The sequence below is a fragment of the Desulfococcus multivorans genome (assembly GCF_001854245.1).
Taxonomy (GTDB): Bacteria; Desulfobacterota; Desulfobacteria; order Desulfobacterales; family Desulfococcaceae; genus Desulfococcus; species Desulfococcus multivorans.
Genome location: NZ_CP015381.1, coordinates 1,623,437 through 1,641,583, shown reverse-complemented (window position 1 = coordinate 1,641,583; position 18,147 = coordinate 1,623,437). Strand labels below are relative to the sequence as shown.

Here is an 18,147-nt window from a genome sequence, read left to right as displayed (position 1 = left end):
CGGCCTCATGAACAGGCGGGACCGGAGCCTTGTGGCTCAGAGCAGGGCATCATAAGCCGCGTCAAGAATCGGGAAGCCGGTGGCTCGGGCAAATTGCAGGGCGAATGCCGAATCGCCGGCGAGCTCGATGAAACGGACCTCTCGACTGATGCGGGAAACCTCTTCACGCCGATCCCGGTTCACGAGCGCCATGATCGCACCCACACCGGCCAGGTTGTCCAAAGGGTACACCTCTCCGTCGAAAGCGCCCTGGGGAAGCATACCGATGAGAGCGGCGTTTTTCCAGTCGAAACGGGCACCGAAAGCGCCGGTCAGGACAGTCCGGTCCACCCGTTGGATACCCGCCTCCCGCATGAGAAACTCAATGCCCACCGAAAGGGCCGCCTTGGCAAGCTGAAGCGACCTTACATCCTTGAGCGACAGGAAAATCTCCCTGCCGGAGCCGGAATCCTCGGCAGGGATCAGCACGAACCGGCGACCGAGGCCATTCTCATCGCAGACCACTCCCGGCGCCCCGGCGTTGAACCGGCCGGAAGGCTCGATGGCGCCCTGTCGCCGAAGCACCGCCACGGCATCGATCACGCCGGAGCCGCACAGCCCCAGTGGCCGCGTTCCCGGATCTCCCAGGATATGACAACGAACGCCCTTGTCCGGACCGGGTTCGACCTTGTAGACGGCTCCGGAAACCGCTCGCATACCACAGGATATCTGGGCGCCTTCCAGAGCGGGCCCGGTTGCGCAGCTCGTCGCCCACAGACCCGATGGGGTGGAAAGCATCACCTCCCCGTTGGTCCCGATGTCAATGATGAGAGTGACGCCATCCCGGTGATAGGGTCCGTCGGCCAGTGCAGCGCCCATGGTATCCCCCCCTACGAAACCCGACACCACCGGCAGGATGTGAACAGGTGTCCCGGGATTGAGGGATAGGCTCAGGTCGGCAGCATTGAAATGAGGAAACTCGCGCGCCACCGGCAAATAAGGCGTGACCCCGAGGCTTGAGGGATGGAACCCTGCAAATATCTGCAGCATGGTCGTGTTGCCCACCACCGTCACCTCATCCACGTCCTCGAGATGAAACTTCGCCGCGGCGATACATTGCTCGATCAATCCGTTCACTGCATCGAGGATCAAGCCCTGCATCTGGCGAAACCCCGCCGCCGACCGGTTGGCATAGGCGATACGGCTGATAACATCCTCCCCGAATCGCCGCTGGGGATTGACCGCCGAGGCCGTTGTCAGCACCCGGCCGTCCTTCAAGTCGCATAGGTATGCCGCCAGCGTCGTCGTCCCCAGGTCAAAGGCGATGCCCAGGCTTGCCGGGCGGCGACCCGTTAAGACCGCCGTAACGCCGTGAACCTCATGGACCGCCAGTGTGACCTCACCGGTGCACTGGTCCGGCAGGCCGGCCTGGCCCAGGGCATGACGGTTTCGAAAGGTCAACCCCCGGTCGCATACGGCTGCAGCACGGTCCAATATCCAGCTCTCGAGCGTGGCCGAACGTCCGTCCATCGGCTCAGGCGGGGTCGTTTTTGGAAGAAATATACGTGAAACCAATGGATTGGCAGCATAGCTGCCCGATACGCCGTCCTTACCCCGAACCTCTGAACTGTCGATCATCTGTTCCGGGACCGTCACCCGGACATGGCCTCTGACCACCGCCTGGCATGCAAGGCGCTGACCCTCCTTCAGCTGTTCCGGTGAAAGAATCCGTCGCTCAGCGTCGGTAATGGGGCCCATATTTTCGGGTGGCTCGGTCACCACGAGACATTTTCCGCAAACACCTTTCCCGCCACAATCGAAGCGCATGGGAAGGCCGTAGATGAGAGCTGCCTCCATGATGGTCGAATCGGTTCCCGACACCGCTACCGCAAGCCCCATGGGCTCAAACCTGATCTTGAATAAATCCGACATGAAGTATCACCTCCGGAATCGCTGGGAAAGAATCAGGGTTCTCAGACCGTCCGCCTGTCATTGTTTGACAAGGGGGCGTGTCGTAAACCCTTGCGTCACCAATCGTGCCGGGTCCACCATGACGGTGCCGACACTGACGCCCCAGTGGAGATGGGGGCCGGTGGCGCGGCCTGTTTTGCCGACACGGGCGACGATCTGCCCCTGGACGACTTTTGCCCCCTCTTTGACCAGGATTTGGTCAAGATGGATGAAAACGGACTGAATCCCCAGGCCGTGGTCGATAATCAGGGTATTTCCCATCAAGAAGAGGTCGGGGGCATCAAGTCGGACGACGCCGTCAGCAGGGGAGATCACCGGCGTGCCTTTGGGTGCGGCGATATCCATGCCCTGGTGGGGGCTTCTGGGTTCGCCGTTGAGAATGCGCTGACTTCCGAAAACGCCGCTCACACGCCCCTTGACGGGCAGGATGAAACCCCGCTCCAGGAACCAGGGTTCCGAAGAAGGGGATCTCCCACGTACGCTCCGAATCAGACGGTTGTCCGCCTCGATTCGCCGGATGTCCTCAGGGACCGGATGGACGTAGTGTCGGGCCAGGCCGTCGATGCGCTGGATGTCCCAGTCAAACGCCAGGATCCTGAGGGTCCGGCGAATCTCCTCTCCGCTCTTTTGGGCTGAAACGATGACATCAGTGGGCTGCATGCGCTCGATGCCAAAAGCAAAATACCCGTCCCTCCCCACGGCCGCAGGGTGTTCTCCCACAAAAACCGCCGCCGGCGGATGCACCCGACCGACGACCATATCCCCCTGATAGGCCGACTCCGGAAGATGCAACGACAGCGCCCAGGTCGCTTGAACGAAGATCGTCGCCATGGACAGGATGCTTCCCAAAACCACGAGTTGCATCATGCGCCGGGGTCTCCGATGCGTTCTTCCTCGAAAACCTTTTTCCACAGATTGGCTCCTCCTTGTCGAAAACGGTTCAGTTCATGAAAAGGCAATATGTTCCTACCACCCGGAAAGGTCTTGTGTAAAGCCCCCCACCGCCAACAAACCTGAAAATATTATCGATGATTGCCCCGACAGAGATTGGTCTTATTTTATATCGTTATACGACTTTCGAGGTCGGCGTTGTCGGGGGCTTACGTACGCCTGATCCGGTTATATCGGGGAGTTAAGCTGAAGACTTCAGGTTTCAGGCGTAGGTCCGCAGAAAAGCGGAACGCTTACTTCCCGGTACCGGCCTGTGAAAGTCGAAAGTTGAGTTGAATATTTATAATGAATGTAGCGCTGTTGCCGTTGCATCAACCCGTTATCAAGGAAAGGACTTCACCATGCCGCTCTCCGTCGTGGACCTTTATCGAGATGTTCTCCCCAAAACCAACTGCAGAGACTGCGGATTTGCCACCTGCCTCGCCTTTGCCGGCATGGTGGTCTCCGAAAAACTTCCCCTCGATGGCTGTCCCCATATTGATCCGGAAACAGCGGCACGATGCCAGAAAATCCTGGACGCCCAGCATGCCGCAGGCAAGTGGACCCGGCGGGACATGGCCGAGGACGCCCTTGTCTGGGCCAGGGAAAAAGCCGCATCAATGGCCATCGAGGACCTTCCCCATCGGATCGGAGGCCGGCTTGTGGGCAAGGAATCGAATGTGGAACTGGAGCTGCCATATTTTTCAGGCCTCATCCGCATCGGGCGCAACGGCGTACGAAAGGCGGATGATGAACCTTTGAACCGGTGGGAGCAGGTGTTCATTTACAACCACATGGCCCAGGGCGGAAAAGTGAACCCCACGGGGCGATGGAAAGCCTTTCAGGAAATTCCCAACACGGTATCCAAAATCAAGTCCATGCGGGCACACGTCGAGATTCCCCTGGCGGAACGGTTCAGCGGCAAACCCGAAGCACTCGCCGAGGCCGCAAGGCGAATTGGTGGGCTGGACAAAATCAGGGAGCATCCCTCGGCAGACGCCGCATGGCGCTTCACTCCCCTCCCAAAAGTACCGGTCATGCTCCTTTTCTGGAATCAGGACGACGAATTCGAGGCCAAGATAAAACTCCTGTTCGATGAAACCGTATGCGAACACCTCGACATCGAATCGATTCTCTTCCTGAGCGAACGCCTGGTCCAATTGCTCTGTGACAATCAGGCCGGGTGATCTTCGGACGAGGGGTTCTCGGCCATACAAAACGATTCCACGAGCGCAATGGTGAAGGCGACATATTGATCAATGGAGATGTGATCCCGGGCAAACCGCCATCGGGTAAGGTACCAGTCCTGCAGCAAGGCCTTGACGGCCGAGGCGGTCAGATGACAATTCCGGGCCGCAAATATGCCGGTTCGAACACCATTTTCGAGGATGTCCCGGACGACATCCTCGATATATTCTTCATTGCTGCGAATCGATGCAGCGTCATCAGCCCCAAAGGTCTTGGCTTCCATGAACGAAAAATAAAACCACGGCTGCAGGTCCTCGCTCAAATAAAGATGGGTTTGGATCGCCGTCCGAAGCCTGGCGGCGGGGTGGCTCTCCCGGCTGATCCATTCCTCCAGTATTCGCCGGACATGGACCTGCGCTTGGGTTTGGAGCATCCCGAAAAGTTCTTCTTTGCTGGAGAAGTAGGCATAGAGCGCCCCCATGCTGAGACCGGCCTCTCGCCCCAAATCCCGTATACTCATGGCCTGGAAACCATTTCGATTACTGAGCCTGAGCGCTGCGCAGAAAATCTTTTCGAGGTTTTTGACGACGGTGTCTTCCTTCTTGACCCGGATGTTCGCCCGGTTCTCCATGAAAATCCGCCGGTAGAAATCCTGCCGTGAAAGGTTGACCGACTGTTTGAATTCAGAATAATCCATCGAACAACCCTGACGACGTGATAGTTTTGGGGTATTATCGGTTTGTTCGAACATCTGTTGGATATCGGAAAAGCACCGGTATGTCAATAAATAGAGAGCGAACGCTCGTTTTTTAACTCAACTTTCGACTGTCGTGATGGTGACCGGATAGAGGTGCCGGGAGATACGGCCCGCGACCCTTCAGCGGCACTTGAACGAAACCGCGCGGGGCGCGGGCCGTATCCTCCCGGCACCGGCCTGTGAAAGTCGAAAGTTGAGTTTTAATTTCAACTGGATGGGTTATTGAGGGCAGCCGCGGGCCGGCAGGCTTTTGCCGGCATCACGGCCTTCCGCGCGGGATCAGTCCTTCAGGATGTCGATCATCGATCGGATACGACGCTCGACCGCCTGTTCCGACCAGGAGAGCTTGATCTGCATCGAAAGTGTTCGCGCCATGAGGGCGTCGGATTTCGGCAGATGAATCTTCCGATAATCCGGTCGGTTTTCAAGGAGCTCCAAGGGAAGCCTGGCCGCGCTGCTGAGCTGCTTCAGATGATCCCATTGTCGGAGATAATGCCAGTTGTTGCCGTACCAGTAAAAACAGCCGTCCACGCCCGAAGCGGCGAGCTTTGCCGTCTTCTCCCGTGCGGTCGACTCGTCCGGCAACATAAAAGATAGGAATGTAGCGGAATCTCCCGCATCGTCGGGGATGTGGCGGAATGTGATGGACGGGCATTGTTTTAATGCGGTTTTGATCGTATTTTTGTGGGTTCGCTGAATTTCGAGAATCTTGTCCAGTTTCCTGAGTTGAGCGAGCCCCACTGCGGCATTCAATTCGCATATCCGATGATTGGTGCCAAGGATTTCATGTCCTTCGGCGCCCCGGTCCGAACCTTGGTGATCGTGGCCATGATCGGCGAAAGCGTCCGCCTTCAGATAAAGAGCCTGATCGTCGGTAACGATGGCCCCGCCTTCGCCACAGGTGACGGTCTTGACTGCATCAAAGGAGAAGCAGCCCATCCGGCCGAATGTTCCCAGAGCCTTTCCATCCAACGTCGCGCCGAATGCCTGGCAGGCGTCCTCGATCAGGATAAGGCCGTGCCGGTCACAAACCGCCTTGATCTCGCCGATCCGGGCTTGTGCGCCGCACATATGTACCGGGATGACGGCCCGCGTTCGATCGGTAATCACGGATTCGAGGGATTTGGGATCAAGACAGAGGGTATCGTCGATCTCCGAAAAGACGGGAACGGCACCGGCATAAATTACCGCCTCCACCGTGGCGACAAAGGTAAACGGGGGCACCACCACCTCGTCTCCCGCGCCGACACCACATGCGGCCAACGCAATACTCAGGGCTGCCGTTCCACTGGCGCAGAGGTGGCCGTAAGCCACTCCCATTCTTTCGGCCAGTTCGATCTCAAACGTCTTCGCCTTCCATCGTCCCTTTCGGACGCCGTCAAATCCGTATCGAAACAAGACGCCCGTCTCCAGGACATCCATGACCTCTTTTCGCTCCTCCGCACCAAAAATCTCAAATCCCGGCATGTTCCATCTCCTCTACTCGGACGACCGACCCAAACCGCGAAAGGTCTCCGGTTATATCTTGACGATTCCCGAAAAAATTCGATAACGGCTTTAATCGTATTGCCGGCTGCTACGGTATAATGTCAGCAACAATACGCTGTCCGGAAGCCTGGATATCGGGCTTTCCGCGATATCGTTCGGGAGTTGACGCTTAAGAATGCATTATATTCTGGACCCGACGTCCTCGAAAAATTTTTCGATGGCCATGCGGGCGTACATGTTGGCTTTCGTACCGATGAAGTTCTGATGAGCAACGACGATGGAGATCACGATCTTACGGTCACCCTCTTTCTCCTCGGCATACCCCACAAACCAGTCAAATCGCCGCCCCTCGTTGGTCCTGGAGTTGATACTCCCGCTCTTGCCGCCGATATTGAGCCTGGAAAGAATCGGTGACTGAGAGATGTCCTGAAAAGTCTTTCGGCAGGTACCGGTCAAAACCGTCTCTTTCATGAGGGAACGCATGGCCAGGGTCGTTTTCGGCGAAAGTGCCCGGTTTAGCGTTTTCGGCCGGCTCTTGTATATAACCCGCCCGGAGCTGTCGGTAATCTGGTCCACGATAGAGGGTTCCACCAGACACCCCTGGTTGGCAATCATTGTCGAAGCGATGACGGCCCCGTGAAGGGGCGACAGCAGCGTGCTTCGGTTGAAGCCGCTGGCGATCTCCGCCCAGTTGTAAGGTTCATCGGAGACGGAGAAGGGGCTGGGTGCGGTGGGAAGCTCAAAATCGATCTCCTGGTTGAACCCGAAAGCCTCGGCATGGCTGATCAATCCTTTTTTGCCCAGGTACTGAAGACCGAGTTTGCCGAATACCGGATTGACTGACTGCGCGAAAGAATCCCTCAAGCTGATATGGTTGAGATGCCGCTGATTTTTTCGATTCAGCTGCGACCGATAAAGCGTATGTTTTGCACCACTGTAGGTAACCGTGGAATCGGGTTGAAGCCCACACTCCTCCACGGCGGCGGCGGCCGTAATTATCTTGAAAATGCTGGCGGCGGGAAAAAGGCTCTCGGTACAGACATTATTGTCGGGATCCTCCCGATCATGACTGATCATCGAGAGGATGCGGCCCGTCTCCGGTTCCATGATGACAATACCGATGGAATGGGCGTAGCGGCGCTGCAGTTGACCCAACATGTACCGCTGCAGCGTTGTGTTAATGCTGGTATCGACTTGATATTTTCTGCCGTCGAAGTCGTAGTCGAATGCGTTTTTCGACAGGTTGACAAAGCTGCGTCGATCAAAAATCAATTGGATCTGTGCTTTATCGATCACCTGTCTCACAAATTTCGGGGCAAGGAGAGAATCGGCTTCGGGCGTGTCGACACCGTTCCGGTTCACGGCAACGGCCGTTTCATTCCCGGATTCGATCCCGGTCTCCGGAAGGGGTGTCGTTACCCCGAAATCCGATGCGGGAGGCGGCATCTCTGAATTCGATGTTGCACCCTCAGCGGAGGGTTCAGCGCTCTCCGATACCGGCGCCGGAGACGGATCAAGCGTTTTCCCGGCCTCCGGCAACGCAGTTGTGGCGATTGAATCCGGAATGGACACATCCTCTCGAACTCGGGCGCCGCCCGGAAACATTCCGTTAAAAAAATATGTGAAGCCCAACAATAAGGCCATCGCGGCGGCGTATCGATAAACCTTCAGGCCATTCCGCTTTCGCTCCCGTTCCCGCTTCAACCCGGATTGGTACGTCCGCCAATCCGGTCGTTTTCCAAATGAACCACTTCCGCGTCTCGATTTAATCATGGCCCCCCCATGAAAGATCAGCTCAACATTGTTCCGGGTTTAACCTCTTTGTCGAGTGTGGCAATCGTCACGGTTTTTCCTTCCGAGGCAGCCAGAAGCATGCCTTGTGACAGCACACCCATCAGCTTTGCGGGTTTGAGATTGGCAACAATAATCACCTGTTTTCCAATGAGCTCATCAGGTGTGTAGCTTCCTGAAATGCCGGACACGATGGTCCGGGTATCTCCCATATCGACCTCAAGTTTGAGGAGTTTTTTGGCCTTGGGAACAGGCTCCGCCTTCACGATGGTGGCAACCCTCAGATCGATTCTGGCAAAAGTTTCAATGTCGATCGTCGGTTTCAGGGCAACCGGTTCAAGCGCATCCGGCCCGGACGGGGAAGAAGCGTCTCCCGGGATTTGTGTCTTGGGGATTTCGATCTCTACCCTGGGAAACAAGCGCGTCGTTTTGGGCAGTTTTACCCCGGGCGGCAGCGTCTTCCATGCCCGGAGAGTTGTCAGAAGATAGAACGGCTCATCCGGAGAAAGTCCCAGATGCTCCTGCATTTTTCGGGCGGTATCGGGCATGACCGGATAGATCAGACCTGAAACGATTCTGAGCCCTTCAAGGAGCTGATACATGACGGCATCCAGCTCCTGTCGGCAGGATTTTTTCTTGGCCAGCTCCCAGGGAGCGGCGACATCAATGTACTTGTTCATCTGGTTTATGAATTCCCATACGGCAATCATCGCCCTGTGAAATGCAAAACTCTCCATGGCCGTTTCGTATTGATCGATGACCGCGGCAGCGTTACTTTTCAGGTCTCCAAATCTGAGACCCGACAGACGTTCCTCAGCCGCTTCCGAGATCCCTGGAACGATGCCGTCGAGATATTTGTGCGTCATGGCGGTGACCCGACTGAAAAGATTTCCCAGGTCGTTGGCCAGATCGGAATTGATACGCTGGACCAGGGCGGCTTCACTGAAGCTGGAGTCGAGGCCGAAAACCATCTCCCGCATCAGGAAATACCGGAAGGCATCCAGCCCATAGACACTCTTGAGGGAGAGGGGTTCCACCACGTTGCCCAGACTCTTGGACATCTTGCTCTCCTCGATGTTCCAGTAGCCGTGAACGTTCAGGTGTTTATAAACCGGTATTCCAGCGGCCTTGAGCATGATCGGCCAATAGATGCCGTGAGGTTTCAGGATGTCCTTGGCCACAATGTGCTGAACATGGGGCCAGAATTTACGGAATTTTTCGCCGTCGGGATAGTCGAGGGCGGAAACGTAGTTCAGCAACGCATCGAACCAGACATAAGTGACGTACTTTTCGTCGAAAGGCAGGGTGATCCCCCAGTCGAGGCGGCTTTTCGGACGAGAAATGCAGAGGTCGTCCAGGGGGTCCTTGAGGAAGGAAAGCACCTCGTTGCGATACCGTTCGGGACGGATGAAATCGGGATGGTGGTGGATATGCCGGATCAGCCAGTCCTGATAACGGCTCATCCTGAAAAAGTAATTGGCCTCCCGAATCGTTTCAGGAACAGTCTCGTGGTCCGGACATTTGCCGTCAACGAGTTCCCGATCGGTATAGAAGCGTTCGCAACCGAAACAGTATTTCCCTTCATACTCACTGAAATAGATATCTCCCGCATCATAAATCTGTTGGAGAATCCGTTGGACAAACGCCTTATGACGTGTATCGGTCGTCCGAATAAATTGGTTGTATCGGATGTTGAGCTCGGGCCATAGCGCCTTGAAGATGCCGCTGATCCTGTCGACGTATTCTCTTGGCGTCATGTCTTCCCGGCGAGCAGCCCGCTCTATCTTGTCGCCGTGTTCGTCCGTCCCTGTCAGGAAGTAGGTCTCCGCCGGTTTCATCGTATGAAACCGGCATGCCACGTCGGCCGTGATGGTCGTGTAGGCATGCCCCAGATGCGGTCTGGCATTCACGTAATAAATGGGGGTAGTGACATAAAAAGGATCCGACATTGTTTCTCCTATCCATTTTGACGGCTTTTATCCTTGCTTTCGCTTTCCAGTTGAATATCCGATAGATCGAACTCCATTTCCTGCCCCTCTTCCAAACGGACGGCGATTCGGTTGCAGATCGCATTGTGACGCACGATTTTTCCTTTTCCTTTGGGGGTCTCGACCATCTTGCCGATCTTGGGGAATTCGGTTTTAAGCCCTTTATAGGTTTCATTTTCAAAGGTCAGACAGCACATGAGCCTTCCACACTGACCCGAAATCTTGGTGGGATTCAACGAAAGCCCTTGCTCCTTGGCCATGCGAATGGATACCGGCTCGAATTTTTCGATAAAGGTGGAGCAGCACAATGCCCTGCCGCACCGGCCGATTCCGCCGCACATTTTAGCCTGATTCCGGATACCGACTTGTCGCATCTCGATCCGGATTCGAAATTCTCTCACCAGCATCTTCACCAGTTCTCTGAAATCCACTCGGCCGTCCGCCGTGAAAAAAAACGTCAGTTTGCCGGCATCGAAGGTTCCTTCAACCGAAAACAGATTCATCTGCAATCGCAGTTTTTTGACGCACGCCATGCAAAATGCATGGGCCTTCTTCTCAAGCTCCCGGTTTTTCTCACGTTGATGAAAATCGGCTTCACCGGCTAGTCGATAAACCTTTTTCAAGGCCCGATCAAACGTCTTCTCATCGCGAAGTTCCGGAGCAACCGCGACAAAGCCGAAACCCAGTCCCTGCTCCGTTTCGACGATAACCGGGTCGCCCGGTGCCAGTACAAAAGCACCGGCGTCGAAGTCATAGACTTTTCCCGCCGGCTTGAATCGAATACCAACAACTTTTACCATAGTTTATTTTTTAGCCAGCTGCAATACCATAACTTCCAAGGTCAGCCTGATGTTGGCGTTCGACCCTACAGCCTTTTGAGCGGCATTGACCGCTTCAATTTTGGAAAGCAGCGATTTTTCAGTAAATATTATCGAAATCCGTCGAATGTCACTCAACACATCTTCGTTGAGAATCTTCTCGGGAGCATGTTTAAAAATAATCAGATCCCGCAAAAAGGATCGAATCATATCCAGGGAACCGTCGATAAGCGCCTTTTCCCGAAAGAGCCGTTCGGCAAAAGCCATCAGGCCGTTCACGGCCAAATCCCGATCCGTTCCCGACGTGATTTCGGAGAGGCGGTTCAATAGCCATTTCCGCCGGCGAAGCCACGCCTTTCTGTCTGCCGGGCTGTCCATATTGATCCTTCCCGGGCTGCCCTCGGCCATTATGGCAAAAAGATCGGCTTCCACGGAAGTTAAATCGTATTTTGCCCGCCAAACCGCCGCCCGGCGTCGACGTGGAACAGGATCGAACCGGACGTTGATGCAACGCGATGCGATCGTCGGCAGCAAATCGCCCGGCGTAAGGGCCGTCAGAATGAAAATCGTCCGATCCGGCGGTTCCTCAAGGATCTTGAGCAGCGCATTGGACGCTTCCGGGTTCATGGTTTGAGCCTGTTCGACAATGACGATCCGGAGCGACGCTTCGTAAGGCTTCAGAGACAGTGAATGGCGAAGCTCTCTAACGCGGTCGATTCTGATCATCCCGCCTGACGGGGCAACTCGATGGATGTCCGGATGGTTCCCCGAAAGAATTTTTCGGCAGGCTTTACAGTCGCATCCGACAACGGTCATCACATCTCGATCGACTCGGGATTGGACCGTCCCGTCTGCAAACCGTCTGCAATTGCAGGCCATGGCGAACATCAATGCGGCCGTTCGCTTGCCGACACCATGAATTCCGGTAAAGAGCAAGGCGTGAGGAACGTTCTCCTTCCCGAAAAAGACAGATAAAATCCTGAGCGCCCGCTGTTCCTGCAAAATCTGAAAATCAGTTACAGACAACGATCAGTAATCCACGCGTTCCTTCAACTCTTTTCCACATTTGAAAAAGGGAAGCTTCTTGGGATTGATGACCACCTTGTCGCCGGTCTTTGGGTTTCTACCTGTATAGCTCTTGTAATTTTTGACATAAAAGCTGCACAATCCCCTGATTTCAACCCGTTCCCCTTTCGCCAACGCGTCAGCCATGCTGTCGAAAAATATTTCGACAATCTTGGCTGCCTCCGCCTTGGATATATTCGCCTCATTTTTTAGGGTGGAAATCAATTCCAGTTTGTTCATATGTTTCTACTCCTTAATTGTCGTAAATCTACCAATCCATCGTCAATTTTTTATATTTAAATGATATTTGATAAGATGTCAAGATGTTATGAAATTATTTCGGGAAGCGTTATCACGTCGTCTTCGCTGACCTCGACAGCAGCAAACTGGCCCAGGATATCGATGTTCACGATGACCCGACCCTTTCCGCGGTATTGTGAAAATACCCCGACAACCCCTCCAAGCGTCCCTCCCGTCACCATCACCCGCTCTCCTTTCGAATAGCGGCGCCCGGTGGTGACGGCCTTTTCGGCCGCCACCATGATCCGGAGAGAGGATACGACGTCATCGGGAACGGGCACAGGGGGGCCCGTCCGGTTTCCGACCAACCGAACCGCACCGACGGTCCTGACGATCTCCAGATGAAGGTGGGGATCAAGATTCGTCCGAACGAACAGGTAGCCGGGAAAAAGCGGAACCTGGATCATCTTGCGACGGTCCCGTCGTCTGCTCCTGACCTGAATTTTCGGAAGAAACGCCTCGAAGGATTTTTTAACCAACCCCTCGTTCACCACATTTTCAAACCGGCTTTTGACATGAAGGACATACCACGCCGGCTTCAATATCGCATCATTCATGTGAACGCAATCTCGTCTGTTTCAGTTGACGTCCATTCCCCCCAACCCCGCCAGCCTGACCATGACGCCGAAGGCCTGGTCATCACGGTCCTTGAGATACCGCAGGTCCATTGACCAACAGGGATGGGTGTAGACAAATCCTACGCCGGTTCTGATGTTTTCGTTGTCTTGTATGTTCTGTTCATATTCGACATAGGTTGACAACCACGAGGCGAGTTGGGCCTGAAGGCTGGCATATAAGGATTCGCTCATTTCACGGCTGTATCGATATTCCGTGTAAAGACGGTCTCCACGGCGATCTCTGAAGGTGAGAGCGATATTGCGGGAAAGGAAATCATCTTCCAGGTGGGACCACTCCACATCGGCGCTGATGGTGTAAAACTCAGCCGGCTCGACGTCGAGCCGGCCATATAGCGGCGACCAATGCTCTCCGGGCTCCGGCGTCGTTCGGTCCATCAGATTGAATCGATAAATAAGCTCATCTGCATCGTAGGTATCGGCATCATAACTCTGAGAGATCTCGAAACGACAGAACTCTCGAAAGACATAGTCCGCGAACCTGTCGTTCCGCACTTGTCCGGAAGCGGCCTTGCCCCCCCGTACAGCCTTTTTAGACTTGGACACCCATGAGTTAACGAGGTCGAAGGTCATCCGATTTCTTCGGAACATCCGGTCTGCCGGATCGAAAAACGGATAATCGTCCTGGTTTTTTTTGGGAATGTATTCATATATCAAGGATGGGCGAAAATTGTGTTTGATCTTTTCCGGCCGCATGTTCAAACGGGCCAAAAGCCCTTCGGCGTCGGGCGCGAGGGTATAGATTCGGCTCAAATGAGTGGAGAGATCCAGCCGGGCATCGAACATCTCCCGATGTTGGCTTCGGGTGGAGGAAACGAACGGCGAGGTCAATTCGCTATCATCGGTGTTCACACGCCAGAGCGTCTCCCGAAGTCCGATGGACGGTTCGATGAAAAGATATTTTTTGAATCGGTACGGCATCGAAAATCGGGGCCAGATATCGAAACGGTTTCCCTTGTCGCCGTCCTGCCGGAAGAAATAGGCATACTGGGAGGTCAAATCCCAGTAAACAGGTGATGCCATGATCGCCTGACGGGCGGCGTTGAACGTGACATTGGGCAACTGCTGAAGGGTCGTGTCCGTTTCTTCCCATCGACGGTTGATGACGTTGTCGTACCAGACTATGCCCGCATTCAGGCTGTATTGGCGCCAGATTTTGTTCAGATTAAAGCTGTTGGTTCGAATCGGATCAGTGTAGTCGTCAAGGTCCCGTCCAAAGTGCCTGTTGAAGTATTTTCGGGTCGTGTCAAAACCGGAGTAACCGTCTTTGAACTCGTAAAGATAATCCTGGTCGCTCACGATATCCAAATCGAGCCGGGATGCAAAATCGAGGGGCAGCATCTGATTGACCTTGGCTCTGAACCAGTATCGGTCGTTGTTGGTGCGAAGGTAGCGATCCCCTGCGTAGCCCCAGTCTCTGCTGGTCGAACCGGTGCCGTCGTCAATTTTCAGGTCGTCGAGGTAATCGAACATGACGGTTCCCCTGGATCGATCGTCGAGGACGTACCGGTATTCCGCGCCGACCTTATTACCCCGATCGGACATGTACATGTTGTAAAAAGTCGCATCAGTGCTTTCGTCGATAGCCCAGAACACAGGCTGAGTGTAAGAGACCCCCTTGCGTTCGGATGTCCCGAATTCCGGCGGCAACAAACCGCTTTGTCGCTCCTTTTTGACCGGAAAGATAAAGTAGGGACTATAAAACACCGGAACGTTTTTGATCCAGAAGGCCCCGTGTTTGACCTTGCCGTACCCCTCGAGAGTGATATCAAGATTCCTGCCCGTGATCCGCCAGGCCGGCGTCGATCCGCCACAAGTCGTGACGCTGGCCTTGTAGACCCGGTATTCCTTTTCACCGATCTTATCAACCCGCTCACCCTGGATACGGAAATGCTTCTCCCGGGTGAACACCTTCCCCTGGTAAAGCGTCCCGGTCTCAGTTTCAAGATTGATGTCGATCCGGTCCCCCGTGAGGACGTCCCCGCCCGTTATCATCACCACATGCCCCTCCGCGGAGGCCGTCATGTTCTGATGATCAAAAATGACACGGTCGGCCGAAAGCCGCTTTCCATCCTTGCTGATGACAACACCGTCACGAGCGACGTAGACCTTGTTCTTTGCGTCGTACTCGACGCTTTCCGCCTTGATCTCCCAGGGCTTGTCAGGATCCGATCGAAGGATGTCCGGAAGCGATTCACCCCAGGCCGCACGAACCGACCCCGCCAGAAGCGTCATCATCAGCAGAATACGAAGGAATTTTCTCCACAACGAAATAGGCGTCTTAGCGGAAGGCCTGTCGGGGAAAAGCAGGTACGGCACGGTTCTGTCAGCTCTGAAATCCGGACATAATCTTGTATACATGGAATAAACTCGAAACCGTACGGTCCGTTGAGTTGTCGATGTTTACGTCAAGGACCCGGACGCAATAAAAACGGTCCTGATCCACGATCTGAAGTTTTCCCCAGATCCAGAATCAAGACCTTGACATAAAAATCATGGAGAGCATCGGGAATATCGGTTGAAGCCAACCGTCATATCAAGTATAAAATCAAGAACAGCTCGAATATAAAAACAAGAACAGCCAAAAATGTCAAGGCATATGCTTGGCATCAACCCTGAAGACATTTGGACATGAAAGTATTTCTGACCAACGACGACGGCATTCACGCCCCCGGGCTGTGGGCGCTCTATCGACAGTTCGTCCAGGATCACGCGGTATCGGTCGTGGCGCCGGACAGGGAACGAAGCGCGGTGGCCCACGGCATTACCCTCCACACCCCACTTCGGGCTGCCCGGATGAAACTGAACGGCGGCTGGGAAGGGTATGGGATCGACGGCAAGCCTGCAGACTGCATCAAACTGGGGCTGACCGCCCTCCTGAAAGAGAAGCCGGATGTCGTCGTGGCCGGCATCAACCCGGGAGCCAACGTCGGGATCAGCATCAATTATTCGGGAACGGTCGCCGCCGCTCGTGAAGCGGCGCTGTTCGGGCTCCCGGCCATCGCCATTTCAATCAATGGATACGAAATCGAAGATTACGGTGAAACGGCCGCCTTCGCGGAAAAACTGGCACGCCGCATTGTGGAAGCCCCTTTGCCCTTCGGCACGATTCTGAACGTGAACGTACCGAACATTCCCATGAGCCGGATTCGAGGCGTCAAGATCACCCGTCAGGGCATCGATCGTCTCTCCAAGGAATACTATGAAAAGCGTCTTGATCCGAGAAATCGAGCCTACCACTGGCTTGGAAGCGACACCCGAATATTTGGCGAGGACCTTTCGGTGGACGGCGACGCCTTATGTCATGACTACATCACCATCACGCCCCTCCAGTGCGACATCACGGACTATCGGATGATCGACCGACTGAGAAAATGGAACGTCTGAGATGAAGCAGCAATTCGCGGCCGAGATCACCGTCGGCATCCAGGTTGACGATGTTTTCGTGATTTCGAGCAAAACGCTCTCTCAGAAAAAAAATGGGGAGAACTACCTCAATCTCACCTTGTCGGACCGAACCGGAGATATCAAAAGCGTAGCCTGGGACAATGTTCTGGAAGTCGCCGCCGTCGGTGGAGTAGGTGATTTTGTCAGGGCAAGGGGTACGGTTTCGGAATATCGCGGAAGTCTCCAGCTTACCCTGAGGGAGCTCTCCCCGGTGGAAAGGGGGGCGGTTCAGCGGGACGATTTTCTCCCGGTCGTCCAACGACAGTCGCCGGACCGAATGTTCGAACGTCTCCGAAGCACGGTGGACAAGCATATCCAGGATCCGGATCTCCGTAGACTTTTTACAGCCTTCTGGGCGGACGATGATTTTGTCGACCGTTTCAAACAGGCGCCCGGGGGCAAAAAAATGCACCATGCTTACCTGGGCGGACTATTGGAACATACCCTCTCCATGACGATTCTGGTTCACAATATCGCCGCCCATTACAGTGGCATTGACATGGAGTTACTTCTTGCCGGAGCGATTCTTCACGACATCGGAAAAATTCGGGAATTCGAATACGACTATGTCATCGATTACTCTGACGAGGGAAAGCTGTTGACGCATATCATCATCGGCTGCGGCATGCTCGATGAAAAGATCCGTCGGATCGACGGATTTCCTCCGGAAAAAGCCATGCTCCTCAAACACATGATCGTCAGCCATCATGGGAGCCGTGAGTTCGGCTCTCCCGAACCCCCCAAGACCCTCGAAGCGGTGCTGCTCAATCACATCGATGAGATAGACGCAAAAATGAACGGTCTCCGGGAATTCATCGCCAAGGAAAACCCCCAGGAGAAATGGACTGGTTATAACCCCATGTTGCGACGGCAACTTTTCCGGAGCGACAGGGAAGAGAGCTGAAGAAAAAACACCGCCGCCAAAGCGATGCCAGGACACGAAACCCCCGGGAGGCATCCTTCCCGGAAAATCTCTTGAAGGACACCATGTTCATAACATTTGAAGGCATAGAAGGGTCGGGTAAGACGACCCAGATCCAATCAGCGGCTGCGTACCTTTCGGGCCGAAATCTTCCGGTAGTCGTTACCCGGGAGCCGGGCGGTACCGCCATCGGTCTGAAAATCCGCGCGCTTCTTCTCGATCCGGAACACCATGATCTCGATCCCCGTGCGGAGCTTCTGCTCTATATGGCCGATCGGGCCCATCACCTGAGCACAGTGGTCCGGCCTGCTGTTGCCGATCGAAAAATCGTGCTGTGCGATCGCTACTTCGATGCCACGCTGGCCTATCAGGGGTATGCCCGCGGACTCGACATCGATTTTTTGAAGACCCTTCACAGCCTGGTGTTGGACGACTTCACCCCGGATCTGACCCTGCTTTTGGATCTTCCGCCCCAGATCGGTCTCCGACGGGCATGGCGCCAGATCAGCGCCGGCGAACGAGAAGCAGCGGAAACCCGGTTTGAAAAAGAGCTCGTACCGTTTCATGAACGGGTCCGTGCAGGGTATCTCGACATGGCTTTGCAATCCCCAAAGCGGTTTCGGATCGTTAACGCCGAACAGGATCCCGACATCGTCGGCAGGGATATCCGGGGTATATTGTCCCATTTTTTCGATACCCGCTATCCTCCTGACTGATAATCATCTCAAGGCTTGGGCACTCTGAAAAGTTGAGTTTGAATTTCAGCTGAAAGATGGTATGATTTAAAGTTCTGTCAATGCATTTTATCATGTTCCGGGCCACTTCATGGACTGACATTGTCTTTGCTTGGCATAACCGATGAAAAACG

15 protein-coding genes are annotated in these 18,147 nt (G+C 54.6%); 4 read left to right on the top strand and 11 right to left on the bottom strand.

Features of this window, described 5'->3' with window-relative positions:
- Window positions 1-36: 36 nt before the first annotated feature.
- The gene (locus dmul_RS07065; protein ID WP_020876034.1) at window positions 37-1,911 is read right to left on the bottom strand and encodes an ASKHA domain-containing protein; all 1,875 of its coding nucleotides are present in this window, start codon (window positions 1,909-1,911) and stop codon (window positions 37-39) included.
- Window positions 1,912-1,968: 57 nt separating this feature from the next.
- Window positions 1,969-2,817 carry a M23 family metallopeptidase gene (locus tag dmul_RS07060; protein ID WP_020876035.1) on the bottom strand — a complete coding sequence of 283 codons (849 nt, stop codon included), beginning with the start codon at window positions 2,815-2,817 and terminating at the stop codon, window positions 1,969-1,971.
- A gap of 425 nt (window positions 2,818-3,242) precedes the next feature.
- On the opposite strand from dmul_RS07060, the gene dmul_RS07055 reads away from it, so the two are divergent.
- Complete coding sequence (locus dmul_RS07055) at window positions 3,243-4,067, top strand: DUF3786 domain-containing protein (RefSeq protein WP_020876036.1); 825 nt, start codon at window positions 3,243-3,245, stop codon at window positions 4,065-4,067.
- On the opposite strand, the gene dmul_RS07050 is transcribed toward dmul_RS07055, so the two are convergent.
- From dmul_RS07050 to dmul_RS07010, 9 genes are all read right to left on the bottom strand, one after another.
- On the bottom strand, window positions 4,055-4,765 hold the full coding sequence (locus tag dmul_RS07050) for a TetR/AcrR family transcriptional regulator (RefSeq protein WP_020876037.1): 711 nt from the start codon (window positions 4,763-4,765) through the stop codon (window positions 4,055-4,057). The genes dmul_RS07055 and dmul_RS07050 overlap by 13 nt on opposite strands.
- 339 nt (window positions 4,766-5,104) lie before the next feature.
- Entirely contained in the window at window positions 5,105-6,292 is a 1,188-nt protein-coding gene (locus dmul_RS07045; protein WP_020878326.1) for a DegT/DnrJ/EryC1/StrS family aminotransferase, read from the bottom strand.
- A 201-nt stretch (window positions 6,293-6,493) separates the two neighbouring features.
- Entirely contained in the window at window positions 6,494-7,759 is a 1,266-nt protein-coding gene (locus tag dmul_RS07040) for a penicillin-binding transpeptidase domain-containing protein (RefSeq protein ID WP_159449729.1), read from the bottom strand.
- 344 nt (window positions 7,760-8,103) lie between these two features.
- Window positions 8,104-10,053, bottom strand: a complete 1,950-nt coding sequence (metG, locus tag dmul_RS07035) for a methionine--tRNA ligase (RefSeq protein ID WP_020878324.1) — start codon at window positions 10,051-10,053, stop codon at window positions 8,104-8,106.
- Between the two features lie 8 nt (window positions 10,054-10,061).
- Complete coding sequence (locus tag dmul_RS07030; protein WP_020878323.1) at window positions 10,062-10,892, bottom strand: PSP1 domain-containing protein; 831 nt, start codon at window positions 10,890-10,892, stop codon at window positions 10,062-10,064.
- Window positions 10,893-10,895: 3 nt separating this feature from the next.
- Window positions 10,896-11,912, bottom strand: a complete 1,017-nt coding sequence (locus dmul_RS07025; protein ID WP_257785915.1) for a DNA polymerase III subunit — start codon at window positions 11,910-11,912, stop codon at window positions 10,896-10,898.
- Window positions 11,913-11,939: 27 nt separating this feature from the next.
- A complete protein-coding gene (locus dmul_RS07020; RefSeq protein WP_020878321.1) occupies window positions 11,940-12,215 on the bottom strand; it encodes an HU family DNA-binding protein in 276 nt (91 codons plus the stop codon).
- A gap of 86 nt (window positions 12,216-12,301) precedes the next feature.
- On the bottom strand, window positions 12,302-12,832 hold the full coding sequence (locus tag dmul_RS07015) for a UpxY family transcription antiterminator (protein WP_020878320.1): 531 nt from the start codon (window positions 12,830-12,832) through the stop codon (window positions 12,302-12,304).
- A gap of 21 nt (window positions 12,833-12,853) precedes the next feature.
- Window positions 12,854-15,178 carry an LPS-assembly protein LptD gene (locus tag dmul_RS07010; RefSeq protein WP_159449728.1) on the bottom strand — a complete coding sequence of 775 codons (2,325 nt, stop codon included), beginning with the start codon at window positions 15,176-15,178 and terminating at the stop codon, window positions 12,854-12,856.
- Between the two features lie 363 nt (window positions 15,179-15,541).
- On the opposite strand from dmul_RS07010, the gene surE reads away from it, so the two are divergent.
- From surE to tmk, 3 genes are all read left to right on the top strand, one after another.
- The gene (surE, locus tag dmul_RS07005) at window positions 15,542-16,297 is read left to right on the top strand and encodes a 5'/3'-nucleotidase SurE (RefSeq protein WP_020878318.1); all 756 of its coding nucleotides are present in this window, start codon (window positions 15,542-15,544) and stop codon (window positions 16,295-16,297) included.
- 1 nt (window position 16,298) lies between these two features.
- Window positions 16,299-17,261 carry a 3'-5' exoribonuclease YhaM family protein gene (locus dmul_RS07000; protein WP_020878317.1) on the top strand — a complete coding sequence of 321 codons (963 nt, stop codon included), beginning with the start codon at window positions 16,299-16,301 and terminating at the stop codon, window positions 17,259-17,261.
- A gap of 83 nt (window positions 17,262-17,344) precedes the next feature.
- Window positions 17,345-17,995 carry a dTMP kinase gene (gene tmk, locus dmul_RS06995; RefSeq protein WP_020878316.1) on the top strand — a complete coding sequence of 217 codons (651 nt, stop codon included), beginning with the start codon at window positions 17,345-17,347 and terminating at the stop codon, window positions 17,993-17,995.
- Window positions 17,996-18,147 lie beyond the last annotated feature (152 nt).